At 58.0% G+C, this 17,296-nt stretch carries 16 protein-coding genes; 6 read left to right on the plus strand and 10 right to left on the minus strand.

Annotation, left to right across the window (positions count from 1 at the left end; all coding sequences use genetic code 11):
* Position 1 precedes the first annotated feature (1 nt).
* The 3 genes from purF (at position 2) to FY550_RS06525 (ending at position 3,259) form a co-directional block, all read left to right on the plus strand.
* A complete protein-coding gene (gene purF, locus FY550_RS06515; RefSeq protein ID WP_149054432.1) occupies positions 2-1,519 on the plus strand; it encodes an amidophosphoribosyltransferase in 1,518 nt (505 codons plus the stop codon).
* Between the two features lie 53 nt (positions 1,520-1,572).
* Positions 1,573-2,757 carry an O-succinylhomoserine sulfhydrylase gene (locus FY550_RS06520; protein ID WP_070976913.1) on the plus strand — a complete coding sequence of 395 codons (1,185 nt, stop codon included), beginning with the start codon at positions 1,573-1,575 and terminating at the stop codon, positions 2,755-2,757.
* Positions 2,758-2,980: 223 nt separating this feature from the next.
* Positions 2,981-3,259 (plus strand): EF-hand domain-containing protein, encoded by a 279-nt coding sequence (locus FY550_RS06525; RefSeq protein ID WP_168169278.1) that lies wholly within the window; start codon positions 2,981-2,983, stop codon positions 3,257-3,259.
* 259 nt (positions 3,260-3,518) lie between these two features.
* Here FY550_RS06525 and FY550_RS06530 read toward each other — a convergent pair whose 3' ends face one another.
* Positions 3,519-4,709 (minus strand): amino acid aminotransferase, encoded by a 1,191-nt coding sequence (locus FY550_RS06530; protein WP_070976916.1) that lies wholly within the window; start codon positions 4,707-4,709, stop codon positions 3,519-3,521.
* 182 nt (positions 4,710-4,891) lie between these two features.
* Between FY550_RS06530 and FY550_RS06535 the strand changes: the two genes are divergently transcribed.
* On the plus strand, positions 4,892-5,395 hold the full coding sequence (locus FY550_RS06535; RefSeq protein ID WP_149054433.1) for a MarR family winged helix-turn-helix transcriptional regulator: 504 nt from the start codon (positions 4,892-4,894) through the stop codon (positions 5,393-5,395).
* Here the strand turns inward: FY550_RS06535 and cfa are convergent.
* Positions 5,377-6,528: a cyclopropane fatty acyl phospholipid synthase gene (gene cfa / locus FY550_RS06540; RefSeq protein WP_070976919.1), complete on the minus strand. Its 1,152-nt coding sequence runs from the start codon at positions 6,526-6,528 to the stop codon at positions 5,377-5,379. The two genes, FY550_RS06535 and cfa, sit on opposite strands and share 19 nt — an antisense overlap.
* A gap of 240 nt (positions 6,529-6,768) precedes the next feature.
* On the opposite strand from cfa, the gene FY550_RS06545 reads away from it, so the two are divergent.
* Positions 6,769-7,068, plus strand: a complete 300-nt coding sequence (locus tag FY550_RS06545; protein WP_070976920.1) for an MTH1187 family thiamine-binding protein — start codon at positions 6,769-6,771, stop codon at positions 7,066-7,068.
* Between the two features lie 9 nt (positions 7,069-7,077).
* On the opposite strand, the gene FY550_RS06550 is transcribed toward FY550_RS06545, so the two are convergent.
* The 6 genes from FY550_RS06550 to cobO form a co-directional block, all read right to left on the minus strand.
* Positions 7,078-7,446 carry a hypothetical protein gene (locus tag FY550_RS06550; RefSeq protein ID WP_070976921.1) on the minus strand — a complete coding sequence of 123 codons (369 nt, stop codon included), beginning with the start codon at positions 7,444-7,446 and terminating at the stop codon, positions 7,078-7,080.
* Between the two features lie 52 nt (positions 7,447-7,498).
* Positions 7,499-8,419: a LysR family transcriptional regulator ArgP gene (locus tag FY550_RS06555; RefSeq protein ID WP_070976922.1), complete on the minus strand. Its 921-nt coding sequence runs from the start codon at positions 8,417-8,419 to the stop codon at positions 7,499-7,501.
* A gap of 113 nt (positions 8,420-8,532) precedes the next feature.
* On the minus strand, positions 8,533-9,897 hold the full coding sequence (locus tag FY550_RS06560) for a TrkH family potassium uptake protein (protein ID WP_070976924.1): 1,365 nt from the start codon (positions 9,895-9,897) through the stop codon (positions 8,533-8,535).
* Between the two features lie 14 nt (positions 9,898-9,911).
* On the minus strand, positions 9,912-10,559 hold the full coding sequence (locus FY550_RS06565) for a potassium channel family protein (RefSeq protein ID WP_070976928.1): 648 nt from the start codon (positions 10,557-10,559) through the stop codon (positions 9,912-9,914).
* 125 nt (positions 10,560-10,684) lie between these two features.
* The gene (locus FY550_RS06570; RefSeq protein ID WP_070976932.1) at positions 10,685-11,449 is read right to left on the minus strand and encodes an SIMPL domain-containing protein; all 765 of its coding nucleotides are present in this window, start codon (positions 11,447-11,449) and stop codon (positions 10,685-10,687) included.
* Positions 11,450-11,581: 132 nt separating this feature from the next.
* Positions 11,582-12,187: a cob(I)yrinic acid a,c-diamide adenosyltransferase gene (gene cobO, locus FY550_RS06575; RefSeq protein WP_070976936.1), complete on the minus strand. Its 606-nt coding sequence runs from the start codon at positions 12,185-12,187 to the stop codon at positions 11,582-11,584.
* 188 nt (positions 12,188-12,375) lie between these two features.
* Between cobO and FY550_RS06580 the strand changes: the two genes are divergently transcribed.
* Positions 12,376-13,938 (plus strand): BCCT family transporter, encoded by a 1,563-nt coding sequence (locus tag FY550_RS06580; RefSeq protein WP_070976939.1) that lies wholly within the window; start codon positions 12,376-12,378, stop codon positions 13,936-13,938.
* A 98-nt stretch (positions 13,939-14,036) separates the two neighbouring features.
* Here FY550_RS06580 and FY550_RS06585 read toward each other — a convergent pair whose 3' ends face one another.
* Together FY550_RS06585 and FY550_RS06590 are read right to left on the minus strand one after the other, a co-directional pair.
* Complete coding sequence (locus FY550_RS06585) at positions 14,037-15,278, minus strand: NupC/NupG family nucleoside CNT transporter (protein ID WP_070976942.1); 1,242 nt, start codon at positions 15,276-15,278, stop codon at positions 14,037-14,039.
* Positions 15,279-15,399: 121 nt separating this feature from the next.
* A complete protein-coding gene (locus FY550_RS06590) occupies positions 15,400-17,253 on the minus strand; it encodes a cation:proton antiporter (RefSeq protein ID WP_070976945.1) in 1,854 nt (617 codons plus the stop codon).
* Positions 17,254-17,296: the final 43 nt, after the last annotated feature.

The raw sequence follows: 17,296 nt of genomic DNA on the forward strand, positions 1-17,296 counted from the left end.
AATGTGCGGAATCGTGGGCCTGATGGCCAACACAATGGTGAATCAGGCGGTCTATGATGCGCTGACCGTCATGCAGCACCGTGGTCAGGATGCCGCCGGCATGATGACCTGGGATGAGGGACGCTTCCTGCTGCGCAAGAGCAACGGGCTGGTACGCGATGTTTTTCATACCCGACACATGAAGCGGCTCAGGGGTAATGTCGGCATCGGTCATGTACGTTATCCGACAGCTGGCTCGTCCAGTGAGGCCGAGTCGCAGCCCTTTTATGTCAATTCTCCCTACGGCATGGCACTGGTTCACAACGGTAACCTGACCAATTCAGACCAGCTGGTCCAGGAGCTGTTCAAAACCGACCTGCGTCATATCAATACCAGTTCGGATTCCGAAGTTTTGCTTAATGTGTTCGCGCATGAGCTTGGCAAGCAGGGCCATCAGCTGGACGCCGAGGATATCTTTGATGCCATTCGGCGCGTGCATCGTCGTTGCCGGGGTGGATACGCTGCGGTGGCTATCGTCAATGGCCAGGGGCTAGTCGCCTTTCGCGATCCTCACGGGATTCGGCCAGTCGTGTTTGGCAAGCGGGAAACACCGGACGGACCAGAGTACATGATTGCTTCCGAATCGGTGGCACTGGATGTGGCCGGTTTCGAGATGATTCGCGATCTGGCTCCGGGCGAGGCCATCTTCATCGATCTGCAGCGTCAGGTACATACCCAGCGCTGCGCTGAAAATACCCGATTGACGCCCTGTATCTTCGAATACGTCTATCTGGCCCGCCCTGACTCCATCCTCGATGGTGCCAACGTTTACTGGACCCGAATGCGGATGGGGCAGAAGCTTGCGGCCAAGATCGAGCGCGAATGGGTTGATCACGATATCGATGTAGTCATCCCGATACCCGATACCAGCCGTACTGCAGCGCTGGAACTGGCTCAGCATCTGGGGGTGACCTACCGTGAAGGCTTCATGAAGAATCGCTATATTGGTCGAACCTTCATCATGCCGGGTCAGACCCTGCGCAAGAAATCGGTACGCCAGAAGCTCAACGCCATCGATATCGAGTTTCAGGACAAGAACGTGCTGCTGGTTGATGATTCGATCGTGCGTGGTACGACCTGCAACGAAATTATCCAGATGGCGCGTGAAGCCGGGGCGCGCAATGTCTACTTTGCCTCTGCGGCACCGGCAGTGCGCTATCCCAATGTCTACGGTATCGATATGCCGGTAGCCATGGAGCTGATTGCACATGACCGCAGCGAGGAAGAAGTAGGCCATCTGATCGGGGCTGATCGGCTCATCTATCAGGATCTTGATGATCTCAAGGCCGCCGTGAGCGAGATCAATCCGGAGCTGACCGAATTCGACTGCTCCGTGTTTGATGGTCGCTATGTGACCGGGGATATCGATCCCGAGTATCTGGCTCGACTCGAAATGGCTCGCAACGACGCCGCTCGCCAGCAGGAAGCCAGTGATCATGCGCTGGTTGATCTGCACAACGATACCGAAGAGATCGAATGATATCTGCCGGATCGGCCTCGCCGGTCCGGTTCTGCTATTGAAAGAGGCCGTTCATGCAAGACGATGAGCCACGCTGGCATCCCGACACTCTGGCCATTCGTGCCGGACATCAGCGCACTGCCGAGCAGGAACACTCCGAGCCGATTTTTCCCACTTCAAGCTTCGTTTATTCCAGCGCAGCTGAAGCCGCGCGGAAATTTACCGGTGAAGAGGCAGGCAATGTCTATTCGCGCTTTACCAACCCCACCGTGCAAACCTTCGAAGCACGTCTGGCGGCAATGGAAGGTGGAGAACGCTGTGTGGCCACGGCCTCAGGCATGGCGGCCATCATGTCGCTGGTACTCGGGCTTCTGGAAGCGGGCGACGAAATTGTTGCTTCAAGATCGCTGTTTGGCTCGACAGTCAGTCTGTTTGACAAGTATTTCGGCAAGTTTGGTGTCGTTACTCGCTTTGTCGAGCTTTCCGATCTGGAAGCCTGGCGCAATGCCATTACGCCGCGTACAAAACTGCTGTTTGCGGAAACGCCTTCCAATCCGCTTTCCGAACTGGTGGATATCGCAGCGCTGGCAGACATTGCTCATCAGGCCGATGCATGGCTGGCGATCGATAACTGTTTCTGTACGCCGGCGTTGCAGCGTCCTTTCGAGCTGGGTGCTGACCTGGTGATCCATTCGGCCACCAAGTATCTTGATGGTCAGGGACGCGCCATTGGCGGTGCGGTCGTCGGCCCTGAGGCGCTGCTCAAGGAGATTCATGGTGTAGTGCGCACCTGTGGTCCCTGTATGAGCCCCTTCAATGCATGGATTTTCACCAAGGGGTTGGAAACACTCGGTTTGCGTATGCGGGCACACTGCGATAATGCGCTGGCACTGGCGCAATGGCTCGAGGCGCATCCAAAGGTGGCGCAAGTCTATTACAGTGGGCTGCCGAGTCATCCCCAGCATGCGTTGGCTCAGCGTCAGCAGCAGGGATTCGGGGCGGTACTGGGCTTCGAGGTGGCTGGTGGCCGCAAAGCTGCCTGGTCAGTGATCGATGCCTGCCAGCTGTTGTCGATTACCGGCAATCTCGGAGATACCAAAACCACCATTACCCACCCGGCGACGACTACTCATGGTCGGCTCAGCGATGAGCAGAAGACCGCCGCCGGTATCAGCGAGGGGTTGATCCGCATCGCTGTAGGGCTGGAGCATCAGCAGGATTTGCAGCATGATCTTGCTGCCGGACTTGATCGCCTGTAGTCCATCCTGTTTCGTCGGCTGGGGTCATTCTGACCCTGGCTGGCGGTACCCGGCACAAGGAGATTGAAGAACAGCTTTACCTGTCTTCTCTCTTTTCATTCCGTGTTTTTCCCTCGGCGTGCGAAAGTCCGCAGGTCATAAGTTTTATCAACGTTCCGGCATGGCAACATGCGCCGAAAGGAACGATTCTGAAAAGAGTCGGTACCTACGGAGCGTACATGCCATGAAAGTAATGTCGGTGTTTCTTATGCTGTTCGGTCTGCTGGTGCTTGAAGGCTGTGCGGGCAGTTCACCCTCCGCAAGGGCGCGTGTCGGAGATCCCGGAGCAACCTTTGGTCAGGTCGATCTCAATGGAAATGGGTTGATCTCGCAGGAAGAATTCGATGCATCCGGGCTACCCCAGAGCTGGCGCCAGGTCGATCTGGACAGCAATGGATATGTTGATCAGGACGAATATCGACGGGTGTATGGGCCCAGTGCACTCGACCTTCACCATGACTAGGCAATGCCTGAAAAGTACTGCGTTCGCTCATCCGGCGTTAAAAGACGACTCAGAGGGTTCATTTACACTCTGTAAGTTCCGCTCTTTCGCCGGTTCGCTCGCCGACCTTTCGGACAAAGCCCGGAGTTGGCCTTTAAAGCGCCCGTGCCTGCACTCTGGGGGCAGGCTTGTTTTTGCCCTGTAACAGCCAGCGCCATCTGTACTTTTATTGCCCCGGCAGTAGTATTTCGGCCGCCGTGCTACCGGCGGCCGAAGCGGTTCAGTCAACAACGCTTGCAATGGCGCGGGCCACGTAGTCCAGCTTATCGGCAGCAAGACCGGCGACATTGGCTCGCCCTGAACGCACCATATAAATGGCAAATTCATCGCGCAGCCTGTCGACCTGTTCCGGCGATAGTCCGGTATAGGAGAACATGCCGCGCTGGTCGCGGATAAAGGCAAAACGCTCGCTCAACCCATGCGGCCTTAGTGCTTCAACGAAATCGTGGCGCAGGCTGTTGATGCGATCACGCATACCGGTGACTTCTTCTTCCCACTCGGCACGCAAGGCCTCATCCCCGAGAATTTCGCTGACTATGGCAGCACCATGGGCAGGAGGATTGGAGTAGTTTTCCCGAGCGGTGATGGCGATCTGGGAGCGGACATTCTGCATCTGCTCGCTGTCCTGAGCGACCATGATCAGACAGCCGGTGCGCTCACGATAGAGGCCGAAGTTCTTCGAGCAGGAACTGGTGATGATGGCCTCGCCGAGATTCTCGGCCAGTAGTCTTGCACCATAGGCATCGTCTTCCAGTCCGTCACCGAAGCCCTGATAGGCGAAATCGATCAGCGGCAGGAGCTTCCGGCGCTTTACGATTTCCAGTACTTCCTGCCACTGCTCGGCATTCAGATCGAACCCGGAGGGATTATGGCAGCAGGCGTGCAGTACTACCACGTCTCCTTCAGGGATACTGGCCAGACAATCGCGCATCCCCTTGAAGTCGAGCCGGTTATCGTCGCTGACGTAGGGGTAGCGTTCGATGTTGATGCCGGCGGCTTCGAAGATGCCAAGATGGTTGGGCCAGGTCGGATCGCTCAGCCAGACCGATTTGCCCGGGAGTTGGCTGCGAATGAAGTCGGCGGCCAGGCGTAGCGCGCCGGTGCCGCCCGGAGACTGGGTAGCACTGGCTCGATCGGCTGCCAGCACCGGGGAGTGGGCTCCCAGCACCAGTGACAGGATGGCGCGGCCGTATTCGGGATCGCCATGCGAGCCGATATAGCTCTTGGTTCGCTCGTTATCGAGCAGTCGTTTTTCTGCCTTCTTGACGGAAGCCAGTACCGGCGTATTCCCATGCGCATCGCGATAAACGCCAACGCCCAGATCGACCTTCTCTGGATTGGGGTCCTGTTTGAAGGCTTCGATCAGTCCCAGAATGGCGTCGCCTGGAACACGCTCGATTCGCTCGAACATCGGGGCTACCTCTATCAGCAGTAAACGGACGCTTGTGCACCGTGGAAGTGTCTCGCTTTTCCCGCCGGGGGCGGGCACGGTATTCATTATTCTCATGATGCCACTGCCGCTGCAGCACTTCCACCGCATGCCAACAGCAGGACATGATTGCCGCTATTCGTGGAGATTTGTAGGATACCGTCATGACCACACACTCCGAAAAGCCCTTTGAGCAGCTCTCTCTGGGTATGCGCCTGTCGCTTCTCCAGCGACGCTGGCGTTGCTGCATTGATACCAGTATGGCGCCACTGGGCCTGACTCAGTCCCGCTGGGCAGTGCTGATTCATCTTGATCGGCTGGGCGAAGGGGCGCGGCAATCGACGCTTGCCAGAGCGCTGGGGATCGAACTGCCTTCACTGATGAGAACACTGGAGTTGCTGGAACAGGAGGGGTTGGTGCAGCGAGTGCGCTGCAGTGAAGATCGACGGGCGCGACTGGTGATTTTTACCGAAGCCGGAAGAGAAATGCTCGAAACCGTGCGGTCCCGCGCTACGGAACTCGAGCGCAGCCTGCTGGCTGCGCTGAGCGAAGAAGAACGGGCATCTTTCGAGGATATGCTCAACCGTCTGGCGGAACATGCGCATCAGGTGATGGCTACACTTGATGACATGCCACAGTCACAAGAGGATCAGCGTGGGGCATCGTAGCGACCGGGTCTCCCGTGTGAGAACACCACCTGCCATAGCTGGATATCGCGTGCCCTGAAAGCTGCTGCACAGGCGCCCAGATAATACTGAAACATGCGATGCACGTTTTCGCTGTAGTGTTGCGAAAGTTCCGGCCACGCCTTCTCGAAGTTTTCATGCCAGGCCATCAGGGTACGATCGTAGTCAGCTCCGAAGTTCTGCCAATCCTCCATGACCAGGCTGTTTTCGGTGGGAGCGATAATCTGTGCGACCGAGGGAAGAACACCATTGGGGAAGATGTACTTGTTGATCCAGGGGTCGGCGCTGACTTTCGAATCGTTGGAGCCAATGGTATGCAGCACGAACAACCCTTCGGGAGCCAGTAGCCGTTTTACCGTATCGAAATAGGTTCGATAGTTCTTCTGGCCAACATGCTCGAACATGCCGATCGAGACGATACGATCGAACTGTCCGGTGAGATCACGATAATCTTCCAGCAGGATTTCTACGGGCAGCCCCTCGCAGCGCTCGCGTGCCAGTTCAGCCTGCTCCTTCGAGATAGTGATTCCGGTGACTTCGACGCCATAGTGGCGGGCGGCATGTTCAGCAAAACTGCCCCAGCCGCAACCGATATCCAGCACCTTCATACCGGGTTTCAGGTCGAGCTTGCGTGCGGCCAGATCGAGTTTGGCTACCTGTGCTTCATGCAGGTTGGAGGCTTCCTTCCAATACCCACAGGAGTAGCACATGGTCTCATCAAGCATGCGCTCGAAGAGGTCATTACCGAAATCGTAATGCTGCTCACCCACCATGTAGGCGCGGGTTTTGCTTTGCAGGTTGGTAAAGGTCGACTGCAAATGGTACATCACGCGTTCGGCAGGGGTATGGGCCTGCTCACCGAGGCCGGCCTGAAGCAGCCGGGTCATCATCTGGTCAATGCGATCACAATCCCACCAGCCTTCCATGTAGGATTCGCCCAGTCCCAGTGACCCGTTTCTGATAACTCGTGAAAAGAAGCGTGGGTTGCGCACCCGGATGTCCCATGGATTGTTTCCATTGAGGACGATGCCGGTGCCTTCGAGCATACGCTCGATGACGTGTCGCGATCTGGTATCTGGTAGCGTGGTGGATTCGTTGACGGTTGGACTCGTCATTCTGCCTCCCTGTGTAAGTCCCTGAATGTCGATAGGCACCGACACCCGTCCGGCGTGTCCTCTGGACTATTATAGTCAACTGCATACTGCGGCAGCATGTCCCTGCGCTTTATTGATCGTAAACCCAACATGGTGATTAAGCGAGTCTTAACCCATTGAATAAAACGATATGGCTGATCGCAAGGGCTGGGGCAGGGCGCCATACCGAAGCGCGAGAGGTCATGAAGGAGAGGAATTCAGATGCAGGTAATGATCGATCTATGCGTTGTCCCGATGGGCGTTGGCGTCTCGGTTTCACGCTATGTGGCGGCCTGCCAGGAGGAGATTGAAAGCGCGGGCCTTTCGCACCACATGCATGCTTATGGCACCAATATTGAAGGTGAGTGGGAGGCTGTTTTTGCGGTGGTCAGGCGTTGTCATGAACGGGTGCATGAAATGGGTGCTCCAAGAGTAACGACTTCAATGCGTGTCGGCACCCGGACGGATCGCGAGCAGGGATTGGAGGACAAGATTGAAAGTGTTCATCGGTTGCGGCAATAGTCCCTGCTCTCACTGGCAGCGATACCCCAGTTCGACGCGCCAGAACTCGCCCTCCTGACTGCCGGCCGCTATCTCGCCCAGAGCCGGGGGCAGGGTTTCGGGAGCATGCAAATCCTTCTCGGCCTGCGGGTCTGGCGGCGTAACCCGGGTTGAGAGGATCTGCAGCCGGTGACCGGATTTTACGCATTGCTGGCCTGCCCGATCCGTTGCAATAGCCAGAGCGTTAGCGCGGTCCTCCCCGTAGGCCATGAGCTTGCGAATTGCAGCATCATCGGCAGTGCCCGTGCCTACGCATCCGGAAATGGCCAGCATCCCGGCAATCATACAGCTCGCCCAGCCGATTGAGTGAAGGACGTGATGGCAAGGAAGTATCGTCATCAGCCGTCTCCTGCAAGCATCGTCGACGAAAGGGCGCGTTGACTCTGATCCATCAGATCGGAGGCACAGGTTCGTGACGCTCCGATTCGGAGAGATCGGTCAGCCAGTGACGAGCGACCCGGGTCAGATGCTCGTTGAGTGCTTCCAGTATCTGCCCGCCCTGGCGCCAATAATGCCAGTATAACGGCACAACGATATTGGAATCGTGCTCAAGCAGTGAAAGTTCACCACCATTCAGCGCCTCTCGACACTGTAGCTCCGGTACCAATCCGTAACCGAGGCCGGCGCGTATCATGCGAAAGAAGCCTTCCGATGAAGGGCAAAGATGATGCGGAAAAGGGGCAGCGATGCCGTGATGAGCAATATAACGCTGGTGTAGTCGATCATCGGTGCCGAAGACGACTCCTGGCGCTTCGGTCAGTGCCTGAGGGGTCAGGCCCTCCGGAAAGTGTTGCTCGATGAATGCCGGCGTGGCCACCGGCAGATAGCGCATGCCCCCCAGAGGACGGGCTCGAGCACCCTGAACCGAGCGGGGCGTAGCACACAGACAGGCAGCCACCTCGCCATCACGCATACGACCGAGCGCCGTATCCTGGTCCTCGACCACTAAATCGAACAGCAGGGGCTGGCCGGTATTGAAATTGGCAATGGCCTCGCACCACCAGGTGTCGAGGCTGTCGGCATTGAGGGCAATACGCAGCCGATGTTCTCGTTCGCCCAGCGCTGGCACATGATCAAGCAGATCATGTTCCAGCAATCTGACCTGCTGAACATGATTGAGCAATTTTCGACCCAGTTCGGTAGGAGAGATGCGTGGCGCACGCACCAGTACGGGCTGACCGAGACGGGATTCGAGCAGTTTGATGCGCTGGGATACAGCGGATTGGGTGAGCCCCAGTGCCTGGGCGCCGCGCTCGAATCCGGCCTGATCCACTACTGCGCCCAGAGCCTCAAGCAATTTGTAATCCAGCATAAGCGATCTTTAAAAAATACCATATGGATAAGTAATATCGATAAAGATAAGCATAGAACATAACCCTGCGGCTGGGTAGCGGCATCAACATCGGAGAAAGCTATCCGGAGGGGTTAGCCGATCTGAACGTGTTCAGTGGCAAAGCGCGTACCAGGGACTCTTCGGGAGGCAACCAGATAGCCCAGCGAAAGGGGCCCGACTCGTCCCAGCAGCATGGTCACGATCAGCAGCAGCTGTCCGTCCGGGGTCAACTGATCGGTAATGCCTCGGCTCAGGCCGACCGTGCCGAAGGCAGAGACTGTTTCAAAGGCAAGGTCCATGAAATCGAGATGCTGTTGCGTCACGGTAAGAAGAAACAGAACGAGAAAAATCAGCAGCATCGAGGCCATGGCGACCGCGACCGCCTTGGTCACGGTCTCCGGGCTCATGCGGCGCTGGAAGGCTACTGGTTCGTTACGTCCCTGCAGAAAGGCTCGAGCGGTCAGCAGAAGCACCACAAAGGTGGTGATCTTGATACCACTGGCGGTTGAACTTGGACCACCACCGATAAACATCAACAGCATTGTGAGCAGAGTGCTGGGCATGGTCAGCGCCCCGGTATCCAGGGTATGAAAGCCGGCGGTACGGGGGGTCACCGCCTGAAACCAGGCGGCCCATAAACGATCGTCCCAGTGGGGCAGGCCGCCGAGAGTAGCTGGATTGTTCCACTCCAGTAACAGCAGCAACAGCATGCTGACCAGGTTGATAATAAGAGTGGCGCTGAGAATCAGTCGGGTCTGCGCTGACATGCGGTGCTTGTGACGCTGTCTCAGTTCGCCGATAACGGCAAATCCCAGCCCGCCGATGATGAACTGACCGGTAATGACCAGGTTGACCAGCGGATCGCCGACATCACCGCTCAGGCTGTTATCGAAGATCGAAAAGCCGGCATTGTTGAATGCCGAGATTGATAGAAAGAGGCTGGCCCACAGGCCATGTCGCCAGCCCAGGGTGGGCACCCAGTCGAGGGCCAGCAGGGCGGTACCGATCAGTTCGACAATAATGGCAAACAGGGCAATGATTCGTACCAGTCGACCGATCTGGCCCAGTGAACTCTGGTTGAGTGACTCACGTACCAGATTCTGCTGGTTGAGGGGCATGCGCCTTCCCAGCAACAACACCGTCAGAGCTGCCAGGGTCATGAACCCCAGACCGCCGATCTGTATCAGCACAATCACGACCAGTTGACCATAAAAGCTCAGCTCGTGCGCCACGCTGATGACACTCAGACCAGTGACCGTGATCGCAGAAGCTGCAGTAAACAACGCTTCCAGCCAACTGATCGGCGCCGTGGTCATGGCGGGCAGCTTGAGCAGCAGCATGCCCAACAGTGCCAGCAGGGTGAAACCGATCAGCAGGATTTCCGGTGGCCGCAGGCGAATGATCAGGCCACGTGAGGTGCGTCGGGTCGGGTTGAGCAGCCGACTATAGTTCTTCATCGCAGTCGGTCGCCTCAGGCCTGGCCACTCAGACGTCTCAGTGACTCGATCTTGCCCAGCATGATCAGGTGGTCACCCTCTTTGAGAGCGGTGTTGTCTTCAGGATGGGTGATCGTCTCGTTATCCCGCCTGATGGCCAGGATGGTAGTCCCTTCCTGATCTGTCAGACTGGCGATATTGGTGTAATGTTCGATCATCGACTCGGTCGCGGCCATCTCGATGACATAGTGTTCGTCGCCAAGATGAATGAAGTCGATCACGAAACGGTAATTCAGACTCTGGGCAATCCGCATGCCGGTATCGTGTTCGGGATGGACGATATGGGTGACACCGAGCCGGTCAAGCAGCTTGTAATGCTCATCGGAAAGTGCTCGAACCCAGATCTCACGCGCCTTGAGTTCCTGCACATGGAGTGTGCACATCATGCTGGCTTCGAGGCTATCGAGATCGATCAGCACGGCATCGAAATTCTCCAGCGATAGCTCCTCGAGTGCGGTGCGATCGACCGGATCGGCGATCACGGCATGGGTGAGACGTTCGGCAAAACTGTTGACCCGGGTTTCGTCGCTGTCGACTCCCAGAACTTCATGATCTCGTTCGTAAAGTTCCAGAGCGACCGTGCTGCCAAGGTAGCCCAGCCCGATCACGGCAAACTGACGCATCTACCATCATCCTGTCTGACCGGCGTAGCACGGGTCGTAATTGCCGTTTGCCATGCCGATCCTGTAAGTGAAGCCGCCCGGTCGATATCGCCGCAGGACGATAGTGGGCGCCGGGCAGCAAAGAATCAGCGAGGGTTGTTGGCCAGTGCCCAGTCAACAATGACGCCTGCGTCCACACTGATGGTGCCTGGATTGTAACTGGCATTGCTGCTGTCGCTTTCGGCAGCGACGCGCGCCATCATCGGCTTGAACATCGGCGAATTGGTTTCCTGAATGCTCAATACCCGGCCGGTGTGCGTACCGAGTGTTTTGGCCATCAATTGCGCCTTTTCATGCGCGCGCTCGAGCGCCTGTTGCAATGCGCGGTCCTCGACGCTGTTGCGATCGGCGACATCGTAGCGAATCCCATCGAGACGATCGACGTGAGCGGCAAACAGGGCATCCACTATCCCCGGAATGCGGCTGAGGTCCTGCACATCAATGGTAATCGGGCGTTCGACCGATAGCCGCATGCGGCGTTCGTCATTATCTTCGCCACTGCTGCTGCGCTTGCCGAGCCATTCGGTCTGCACCGAGACGCTGCCTGCCTGAAGTCGATCACGCTTCAGCCCGGTCTGATCGAGTGATTTCAGCAGTTGTGAAGTGCGCTGTTCGAGACGCTGACGTGCCTGCTGCAGGGCATCGCCCTGCTCGTTGTCATCGGCCGTCCGGGGCGGCGTCTTTTCCCAAAGCGTGGCGGTCAGGGTCGCGCGATCGGGAGTGACATCCACGCTGGCATGAGCCTGCACTTCAAGATGAGCCCTGTCAGGTTCCTTGTCAGGCGCTGCCAGTGCCAGCGGGGCAGTCGAGAGACCCAGAGCGGCTACCAAAGCGAGGGGCAGAACGCGCATACACACTCCTTGTAAGTCATGACACAAATGGTCGTCGGCGCAGCAGGCGCAGCATACGATACTCCCGCTGTCAGCGCACACCCTCCGCCTGGCCGACCGGAAAGGCGTTGTCTCAGCGGTTATGCCCGGAGCTCAGTAATCGATACCGCGGCGTGCCTTCAGCCCCTGGTTGAAAGCGTGTCGGGTCTCCTGCATTTCGGTAATGGTATCGGCCATTTCCAGAAGCTGGCGGTGTGCATTGCGCCCGGTAATGATGACCGTTTGTTCGCTCGGGCGGTTGCTCAGTGCCTGCTCGACTTCCTCGATGGCAAGATAACCAAACTTGAGCATGTAGGTGATCTCATCAAGTACGACCAGATAGACATCGGGATTGGCCAGCATGCGACAGGCCTCCTGCCATACTTCGGCACAGGCGGCGGTATCGCTCTCCCGGTTCTGTGTCTCCCAGGTGAACCCGGTGGCCATGATCGCTACTTCAAGATTGGGATCATCCGCCAGTCTTTCGCGCTCGCCGCACTCCCATTGTCCCTTGATGAACTGCACTACACCGACCCGGTAGCCATAGCCCAGCGCTCGGGTCACTGTACCCCAGGCGGCAGTGGTTTTCCCCTTGCCGTTACCGGTAAAGATCAGCAGCTGGCCGCGCTCCTCTTCGGCACGTGCTACACGCTCATCGACATGGCTTTTGAGGCGTTCCATGGCGCGCTTGTGACGTTGCTGACGCTGATCCTCGCTCATGAGGCGACTCCGAAATCTGGATGGCGAAAAAATGTGAGGTTGACCCGAACCGGTATTGGCAATCTCTTGTGGTGTAAACCTGAGCGACTATCAGGCCTGGCGCCCCGCGTTTGTCGAGTATTGTTTGCGACGCTGCTGTGCCAGTCGTGCTAGGCTGGCGGATTCATTTCACTACAGAAACCGAATTCATGTCCGATACTTCCAGACGCCTGCTGGGGCAGCGCGTTGTCTTTCTTGCGAGCGGCGGTTGCCTGGTGCTGTTTGCCGCCGCTGCGCTGATTGACCTGCAGCAGGTCAGTCAGTGGGTCGACACGGCCTTTGGCTGGTCGACCCGCTGGTTCGGGGCCTACTGGCAGCTATGGATGCTGGCCGATCTGGTCATCGCATTGATCCTCGGCCTCTCTCGCTATGGTGATGTCCGGCTGGGTGGTGTCAGTAGCGAAAAGAGCATGTCGACCTTTAACTGGCACGCCGTCATCCTCTGTTCACTGCTGGGTGGCGGCGGCGTGTTCTGGTCCACGGCCGAACCGATTTATCACTACATTACCACGCCACCGGCCTTTGATGGTGTCGAGGCGGCTACCTCGGCAGCGGTAGCACCGGCACTGGCGCAAAGCTTTTTCGACTGGGGATTCAGTGCCTGGGCCTGCCTGGGCACGCTCTCGGCCATTGTCATGATGTATGCGCACTATCATGCCGGTATCCGATTGCGCCCGCGAGCGCTGCTGTATCCCCTGCTCAGGGAACGGGTGGAAACTCACTGGCTGGGCAGTCTTGCCGATGTGGTGTGCATTCTGGCGGTGGCCGCCGGCACCATTGGTCCCATCGGGTTCCTTGCCACTCAACTGTCCTATTCCTTTCATGCCCTGATGGGGTGGCCGGATACCTATGCCACCCAGCTGGGTGTGCTGGCGATGCTGGTGCTCATTTATACGCTCTCGGCTGCCACTGGACTCTCCCGCGGTATTCAGTGGCTGTCAAAGTTCAATGTCTGGCTGGTACTGGGCTTGTTCGCCTTCATTCTGATTGTCGGCCCGGGCGGTTTCGTGGTGCGTCAGTTCTTTGATGGTTTCAGCAGCTATCTACAGCACTATGTCAGCCTATCGCTGGTGCGCAGTGATACCGGCTGGCTGGATTGGTGGACGCTGTTCTTCTGGGGGTGGTTCATCGGCTTTGTGCCCTCGATGGCCATGTTTGTGGCGCGTATTTCCCGTGGGCGTACCCTGAGGGAGCTGGTAATAGCGGTCGCCATCACCGCGCCCATCGCGACCAATCTCTGGTTTGCCACTTTGGGCGGTTCCGGTCTGCACTATGAACTGCTCAATCCCGGGAGCGTTTCCAATCCTCTCCAGGAGGGCGGATTGCCGGCCGCACTGCTGGCGGTAACCACCCAGTTGCCACTTTCACAGATTGTCGTGCCCCTGTTTCTGCTGCTGACCACCATCTTTGTGGCGACGACCGGCGATTCGATGTCCTATGCCATTGCCATGTCGGTCACCGGCCAGGCTTCTCCGGCCACCGGCATTCGCATCTTCTGGGCGTTGGCCTTCGGTCTGGTGGCAGCTGTTCTGCTGTGGATGGGCGAGGGCGGTATCGATGCGCTGCAATCCTTTATCGTGATTACTGCGGTCCCGGTTTCGTTGCTGCTGTTGCCATTGCTCTGGTGGGGGCCGCAGATGGCGCATCGCATGGCGCTGGATCAGGGGCTTTTGTACGCACCAGCCCGGCGTGAAGCGGACGATCAGTCTTAAAACTGATCGCGAATCGTTGGAGCGTCTGTTGTAACGTAACCGCCCCGGCACTGATGGCAGTGTCGGGGCGGTTTTGATGACGCGTATGCCAGCACAGCTTAGAGAGCGATAAAAAGCCCTGCCAGGGTGGCACTCATCAGGTTGGAAAGTGTGCCGGCCACAATGGCCCGCATGCCGAGACGTGCAATCTCATGGCGCCTTGATGGGGCCATACCGCCCAGGCCGCCCATCAGGATGGCAATCGAGGACAGGTTGGCGAAACCGCACAGGGCAAAGGTAACAATGGCCCGGGTATGTTCGCTCAGCCCTGCGCTGTGTTCGGCGAACTGAACATAGGCCACGAATTCGTTGAGCACGATCTTCTGGCCGATGAAGCTGCCCGCGGCAATGGCATCCTGCCAGGGCACGCCGATCAGAAAGGCGAGCGGGGCGAACAGATAGCCCAGCAGTGTCTGCAGGGTCAGGCCGTCGTAACCGAACCAGCCGCCTACCACGCCAAACAGCATGTTGATCACGGCAATCAGGCTGATGAAGGCCAGCAGCATGCCGCCCACATTGAGCGCCAGGCGAACACCAGCACTGGCGCCGGTGGCCGCGGCATCAATGACATTGGCTACCGGCTCATCAGGATCGGATTTCAGGATGCGGTCGTGATGCTCGGGAGTATCGGTCTCCGGCACCATCAGTTTGGCCATCAACAGGCCGCCCGGGGCCGCCATGAATGAAGCAGCAATGAGGTATTTGAGCTCAACACCGAGTGCTGCATAACCGGCCAGGGTAGAGCCGGCTACACTGGCGAGGCCCCCAACCATCACGGCAAACAGTTCCGAGCGGGTCATGCGCTCGATGAAGGGGCGTACTACCAGGGGGGCTTCGGTCTGACCGACAAAGATGTTGGCGCTGGCGGACATCGATTCACTGTAACTGGTTCCCGCCAGGCGATGGATGGCGCCACCGATCAGTTGAATGACCCAGCGCATGATGCCGAGGTAGTAGAGGACCGAGATCAACGACGAAAAGAACACGATCACCGGCAGTACCTGAATCGCGAATACGAAGCCTCCATTGCCGAACAATTCATGCATGCGGTCGCCGGCCAGCCCCCCGAACAGAAATGAGATACCGGCATTGGCGCTGTCGATGACGGCCTGTACGCCATGGCTTATCGTCAACAACAGGGTATGCCCAAAGGGTACATAGAGCACCAGTGCGCCCAGCCCGGCCTGAAGGGCAAAGACCGGCAGAATGGTACGCCAGCGGATGGCCCGGCGATTTTCCGACAGGGCCCAGGCGATCCCCATCAGGAATAGCGGGCCAACCAGACCCATCAATATCTGCATGAAAACTCCATGTCCGCTACTTGTTGTTGAGTGTTCGGAACTCTTGGCCGTGAGGCAGGGCAATGGTCATCCTGCCAGCGTTGAAACATGACGTCAGCGATGATGGCTGGACCTGGTCTGATCAGGCTGTCCCGGTATGTGATGGCTGTGAATGCTCGGGGGATGTCGTCTGCTGCAGTTCGGGTGAGTCAGCGTGAATCAGGCTGATCAGGCGCTCACCGGCTCGCAATGTGAGTGACGGTCCATCAGAACGGATGACGCGCAACCGGCCCTGGGGCGAGAGCGTAAACATGGGCAGCAGTCGGTTGTTGTGAATCCGGCGATAATCCTCGAGCCCGAAGTTCTCGGTCATGCGGGTTACTTTTATCTCTCCGCCGCGGCCGATGATACTGGCCAAATACGCATAGGTGGCCTTTTCGTCAAACAGTAATGGCAGGTGGCCCAGGGCCTTGTCCTGACGACGCTTGGCATGCTTTCCAGGGTCTTCCGCCAACCTGAAAACATTGCCGTGACCGAGCACATGTTCGAAATGCAGGGCCGCCAGATTATTGAGTTCGCGATAGGGGGACAGAGGAAGCAGTCGCCCGATTCCGGTCAGCTCGAGATGCTGCACTGCGTGTTCGGAAAGCGGGTTGCCGTAATAGACAGGGAGCCCGGCCATGCGCGCTTCCTGTACGGCGTCCCAGCTGGTATCGGTGAGCCGCACGGTAAAGCCGAGTTCTACCAGTTCGCGCGCCACGGTGCGTGCCAGGGCATTGGCACCGAGAATCAGGAAGCCGGTGGGCTCCGGTTCACTGACACCCAGCAGATTAACGATCGGTCGTGACAACAGGCTCTGAATGACGACAGTGCCAATGATGACCAGAAAGGTGACTGGCACCATCATCTCTGCCCCCTCGACACCGGCCTGCTCGAGCTTGATGGCGAAGAGGGACGCGACCGCTGCAGCCACGATCCCACGGGGAGACAGCCAGGCCAGCAGTGCCTTTTCACGCCAGCTCAGCCCGCTGCCCAGGGTACATATCCAGACCGAGAGCGGACGTGCCACAAACATCAGGATCGCCAGATAGATCCAGGAAGGCCATGAAAGCATTGCCAGCTGGTCGGAAGTAATGCGTGCAGCCAGCAGAATGAACAGGCCCGAGACCAGAAGAACAGTCAGGGTTTCCTTGAACTCGATAATCGGCTCGGTGGGAATCCCCCGCATGTTGGCCATCCAGATGCCCATGATCGTGACAGTCAATAATCCGGACTCTTCGAACAGGGCATTGGAGATGGCAAACAGGGTCAGCATGCACATCAGCGTGCCGAAGCTGTGCAATCGCTGAGGTAGCCAGTGATAGCGCAGTACCAGCCCCCATAACCACCCGCCGGCAGCACCGACTCCCAGTCCCAGGCCGATGGTCTGAGCGAACAGCAGCAGAGTGTGCGAGGCTGCGCCGTTTTCCTGACCAATGGCAACGAACTCATAGATCAGTACTGCCAGCAGTGCGCCAACGGGATCGACCAGGATGCCCTCCCAGCGCAGAATCTGAGTCAGATTGCCCTGAGCGCGCAGCGTTTGCAGGAGCGGGGTTACCACAGTCGGGCCGGTGACGACCAGCAGCCCACCGAGTACGGCAGAGATTTCCCAGGAAATACCCAGCAACCAGTGAGCGGCCAGGGTGGCGATGATGCCGGTAATCGCCACACCCCAGGTGATCAGACGACTGACGGTGCGCCCATGGCCACGCAGATCACGGATATTCAGCGTCAGACTGCCCTCGAACAGGATGACAGCGACCGCCAGCGAGATCAGCGGGAACAGTAGCTCTCCGAGCAGCGCATCCGGATTGAGCCAGCCGGTGACCGGGCCAGCCACAATACCGACGATCAGCAGTGGCAGGATTGCCGGCAGACGCATGCGCCAGGCGCCCCACTGACAAACCAGTGACAGCAGCCCGATGAGAGCCAGTAGCAGCGCGGGTTCGGACATGGTGGGAGTACCCTGCGAGTTGCAACAGCGCGCAGACTAGACG

This window comes from Kushneria phosphatilytica, assembly GCF_008247605.1.
GTDB classification, from domain to species: Bacteria; Pseudomonadota; Gammaproteobacteria; order Pseudomonadales; family Halomonadaceae; genus Kushneria; species Kushneria phosphatilytica.